Annotated in this window: 3 protein-coding genes; all 3 read right to left on the bottom strand. The window is 60.2% G+C overall.

All coding sequences use genetic code 11. From position 1 onward, the window contains the following. Positions 1-178: 178 nt before the first annotated feature. Positions 179-1,714, bottom strand: coding sequence for a glycerol-3-phosphate dehydrogenase (gene glpD / locus QMX91_RS29130; protein ID WP_103367372.1), 1,536 nt, complete (start codon positions 1,712-1,714; stop codon positions 179-181). A gap of 322 nt (positions 1,715-2,036) precedes the next feature. Continuing rightward, positions 2,037-2,792: a DeoR/GlpR family transcriptional regulator gene (locus tag QMX91_RS29135; RefSeq protein ID WP_007916700.1), complete on the bottom strand. Its 756-nt coding sequence runs from the start codon at positions 2,790-2,792 to the stop codon at positions 2,037-2,039. A gap of 238 nt (positions 2,793-3,030) precedes the next feature. Continuing rightward, positions 3,031-4,533 (bottom strand): glycerol kinase GlpK, encoded by a 1,503-nt coding sequence (glpK, locus tag QMX91_RS29140; protein ID WP_027612074.1) that lies wholly within the window; start codon positions 4,531-4,533, stop codon positions 3,031-3,033. Positions 4,534-4,633: the final 100 nt, after the last annotated feature.

Raw genomic sequence — 4,633 nt, forward strand, 5'->3', positions numbered from 1 at the left:
GGATTTATCCCCGATAGGTCGCGAAGCGGCCTTCTTTCAGCGCAAAGGCGAGGACCGCTTCGCAGTCCATCGGGGATAAATCCCCTCGCCACAGGGTTAGTGGCAGGCAAAGTAAGTCACGCAGCAAAAAGCCCCTGAATCTCTCAATTCAGGGGCTTTCGTTTAAGCGATGTTCAAATCACGCCGCTTCAATCTTGCGGTTCTGCTCGACCTTGCCCAGGTAGGCCGCCAGTTTCTCTTGCTCGGCCGGGGTAGTGAACAGGCCCAGTTTGCTGCGCCGCCACAGGATGTCGTGCGCCGTGGTGGCCCATTCTTCGCTGCACAGGTAATCGACTTCACGGGTGTAGAGCCCGCCACCAATGTGTTCGCCCATGTCGGCGAGGGTTTCCACGCCTTCGAGCATGCGCCAGGTGCGGCTGCCGTAGGTGGTGGCCCAGCGGCGGGCGATCTCGGTCGGGACGAAGTCGAACTTGTCGCGGATCTGCGCGCTCAAGGCTTGCGGCGTAGTCATGTCTTCGCCGCCGGGCAGGGTCGCGGTGGCGGTCCAGCTCGGGCGCATCTGGGTGAAGTACGGCATCAACTGGGCCATCGCTGACTCGGCGAGTTTGCGGTAGGTGGTCAGTTTGCCGCCGAACACCGACAGCAGCGGTGCTTCTTCGCCACCGCCAGACAATGCCAGGGTGTAATCGCGGGTCACGGCGGACGGGTTGTCGGATTCGTCGTTGCACAGTGGACGCACGCCCGAGTAGCTGTGCTGGATGTCGTCGCGGCTGATCTGCTTCTTGAAGTGCGCGTTGACCACTTTCAGCAGGTAATCGGTTTCGCCGTCGGTGATTGCCACTTTCGCCGGATCGCCGGTGTATTCACGGTCGGTGGTGCCGATCAGGGTGAAGTGGTTCAGGTATGGAATGGTGAAGACGATGCGCTGATCTTCGTTTTGCAGGATATGCGCGTGATCGCCTTCGTACAGCTTCGGCACGATGATGTGGCTGCCCTGAATCAGGCGGATGCCGTACGGCGATTCCATTTTCAGGTCGTCACGAATGAACTTGGCGACCCACGGGCCGGCGGCGTTCACCAAGGCTTTGGCAGTGATCGAAAACAGGCTGCCGTCGGCGCGTTCCAGATTCAGGTGCCACAGGCCCTTGGCGCGGCGGGCGCTGACGCAACGGGTCTGGGTGTGTACGTGGGCACCTTTTTCCCGGGCGGCCATGGCGTTCAGAACGACGAGGCGGGCGTCATCGACCCAGCAATCGGAGTATTCGAAGCCCTTGGTGATTTCGCTTTTCAGCGCGCTGTCGGCACCGAACTTCAGGCTTTTCGAACCTGGCAGTTTTTCGCGCTTGCCGAGGTTGTCATAAAGGAACAGGCCGGCGCGGATCATCCACGCCGGACGCAGGTGCGGGCGGTGCGGCAGCACAAAACGCATCGGCTTGACGATGTGCGGCGCCTTGGCCAGCAGCACTTCGCGCTCGGCCAGCGCTTCACGCACCAGACGGAATTCGTAATGTTCGAGGTAGCGCAGGCCGCCGTGGATCAGCTTGCTGCTGGCCGACGAGGTGTGGCTGGCCAGGTCATCCTTTTCGCAAAGGAACACCGAGAGACCGCGACCGGCGGCATCCGCTGCGATCCCCACGCCATTGATCCCGCCGCCAATCACGGCAACGTCGTAGATCTCGGAGATAGGGGGCGTACGCAAGGTAGAGGTGGACATCGGCTGGCCTCGGGCTCTTTTGATTTTCTGTCTTGGAAATCGAACATAAATGTTCATTTGCGAAAATGGTAGCCCATAAAGACGCGCGCAGCCAGTCGCGTTCGATTGAAAAAACTCATCGAAGGGCGGCTAAAAGAAAATTTTCGAACATTATTGAGGCGGAGATGATCTTTGTGGCGAGGGGATTTATCCCCGATGGGCCGCGTAGCGGCCCCTCAATCAACTACCGTGGAGTCTCAGGCACACCGCATTGGGTGGTTTTAGGACTGCTTCGCAGCCCATCGGGGATAAATCCCCTCGCCACAGGGGATGTTGAACGGGTTTAAACGACTTCCAGACGAATCTTGTGCTGGCTCAGCAGTTGCGCCAGCGCCGGCACCGGTTGCTGATCGGTCACCAGGCAGTCGATCAGGCTGATCGGCCCTAAACGAATCATCGCATTGCGCCCGAACTTGCTCGAGTCCGCCGCCAGAATCACCTGCCGCGCATTGGCGATGATCGCCTGCGATACGCGCACTTCCTGATAATCGAAGTCGAGCAGGCTGCCGTCTTCGTCGATGCCGCTGATACCCACCAGTGCGAAATCGACCTTGAACTGGTTGATGAAGTCCACGCTCGCCTGACCCACCACACCGCCGTCACGGCGCACGTTGCCGCCGGTCAGCAGCACATCGAAATCATCCTTGGCACTGAGCATCGAGGCGACGTGCAGGTTGTTGGTGATGATCTTCAGATGGTTGTGATTGAGCAGGGCGCGGGCAATCGATTCGGTGGTGGTGCCGATGTTGATGAACAGCGAGGCGTGATCGGGGATCTGCGCGGCGATGGCTTCGCCGATGCGTTGTTTTTCGTCGCGCATCTGGTCGGCGCGCATCGCGTAGGCGGTGTTTTCGACGCTGGAATCATAGGCCGCGCCGCCATGGTAGCGACGCAACAGATTGGCTTCCGCGAGCTGATTGATATCGCGGCGGATGGTTTGCGGGGTAACAACGAACAGCGTAGCCATTTCCTCGATGCTCACATAGCCGCGTTCGCGGACCAGCTCGAGGATTTGCTGCTGACGGGGAGGCAGATTCATGGGGCTTCCTTTGGGCTGCCGTGCAAAATTTGCCCATGATGACGCAGGAATCTCCTCCCGACCAGTTTCCAAACAACGTGAAAGCTACTGCGCTCGGCAATCCTGCGTTAAAAACAGGCTCGGACTGCTCATTTACAAACCCGTAAACTCCGCGTCCTCGCCTGTTTTTGCCTTGTCTTGCCTTCGCTCGCTACGCTTTCACGCTGTTTGGACAGCTTAAGTCAGTCTTCAGACTGGCTTATTCAGCGTCTTCACGCGCCCAGTCACGGGTGCGGCTGACGGCTTTTTTCCAGCCTTTGTACAGCTTCTCTTTCTCGGCTTCGTCCAGGCTCGGTTCGAACTCACGCTCGATCACGGCCTTGCCGCGCAGTTCGTCGAGGCTGCCCCAGAAACCACACGCCAGACCGGCCAGATACGCTGCGCCCAGCGCGGTGGTTTCGCGCATTTGCGGACGCTCGACCTGGGTGCCGAGGATGTCGGCCTGGAACTGCATGAGGAAGTTGTTCGCGACCGCGCCGCCGTCCACGCGCAGGGCCTTGAGGCGTTCGCCGGAGTCCTGTTGCATGGCGTCGAGTACGTCGCGGGTCTGGTAGGCGATCGATTCCAGCGCGGCGCGGATGATGTGATCCACGCGCACGCCGCGCGTCAGGCCGAACAGTGCGCCACGGGCATACGGGTCCCAGTACGGAGCGCCCAGACCGGTGAAGGCCGGTACCAGGTACACACCGTTGCTGTCCTTCACTTTATTGGCGAAATATTCGGTGTCGTGAGCGTCGTTGACGATCTTCAGTTCATCGCGCAGCCACTGCACGGTCGAACCGCCGTTGAACACCGCGCCTTCCAGGGCGTAAGCCACTTCGCCACGCGGGCCGCAAGCGATGGTGGTGAGCATGCCGTGTTGCGATTTCACCGCTTTGTCGCCGGTGTTCATCAGCAGGAAGCAGCCGGTGCCGTAGGTGTTTTTCGCCTGGCCCGGCTCGACGCACATCTGGCCGAACAGTGCCGCTTGCTGGTCACCGGCGATACCGCCGATGGCGATGCCGCTCTTGGTGCGACCGTAGATTTCCGAAGAGGCTTTGACTTCCGGGAGCATTTCGCGCGGGATGTCGAGGATTTCCAGCATCTTCGAATCCCACTCCAGCGAATGGATGTTGAAGAGCATGGTGCGCGAGGCGTTGGTGTAGTCGGTGACGTGTACCTTGCCGCCGGTGAATTTCCAGATCAGCCAGCTATCGACGGTGCCGAACAGCAGTTCGCCATTGCGCGCACGCTCGCGGCTGCCTTCGACGTTGTCGAGGATCCACTTCAGCTTGGTGCCGGAGAAGTACGGGTCGGTAACCAGACCGGTGTTGTCGCGGATGTACTCTTCGTGGCCATCGCGCTTGAGCTGCTGGCAGATCTCGGTGCTGCGGCGGCACTGCCAGACGATGGCGTTGTACACCGGACGACCGGTGGTCTTGTCCCAGACCACCGTAGTTTCACGCTGGTTGGTGATACCGATGGCGGCGACCTGATCGTGATGCAGGCCGGCCTGGGCCAGTGCTTCAACCATCACCGCGCTCTGGGTCGCAAAGATTTCCATTGGATCGTGCTCGACCCAACCGGCTTGCGGGTAGTGCTGGGCGAATTCGCGCTGGGCGGTGCAGACCACGTTCGCATCGCGGTCGAAAATGATCGCGCGGGAGCTGGTCGTACCCTGATCGAGGGCAATGATGTAGTTCTTATTCTGAATGTCGGTCATGTCGATTGCCTTGGACGAAATAAGGGAGAGTGGGCCGTGGGGGGGGGGGGGGGGTGGGTGGACCCCCGCCGCCGCGGGGGGTGATATTATTTTGTGTGGT

It is taken from the genome of Pseudomonas sp. PS01299 (genome assembly GCF_029960145.1).
Lineage (GTDB): Bacteria > Pseudomonadota > Gammaproteobacteria > Pseudomonadales > Pseudomonadaceae > Aquipseudomonas > Aquipseudomonas putida_A.

What these genes read in the sequence shown, in the direction of transcription:
- QMX91_RS29135 (WP_007916700.1), bottom strand. Translation starts at nt 2,792, where the DNA reads ATGAATCTGCCTCCCCGTCAGCAGCAAATCCTCGAGCTGGTCCGCGAA.
- glpD (WP_103367372.1), bottom strand. Translation starts at nt 1,714, where the DNA reads ATGTCCACCTCTACCTTGCGTACGCCCCCTATCTCCGAGATCTACGAC.
- glpK (WP_027612074.1), bottom strand. Translation starts at nt 4,533, where the DNA reads ATGACCGACATTCAGAATAAGAACTACATCATTGCCCTCGATCAGGGT.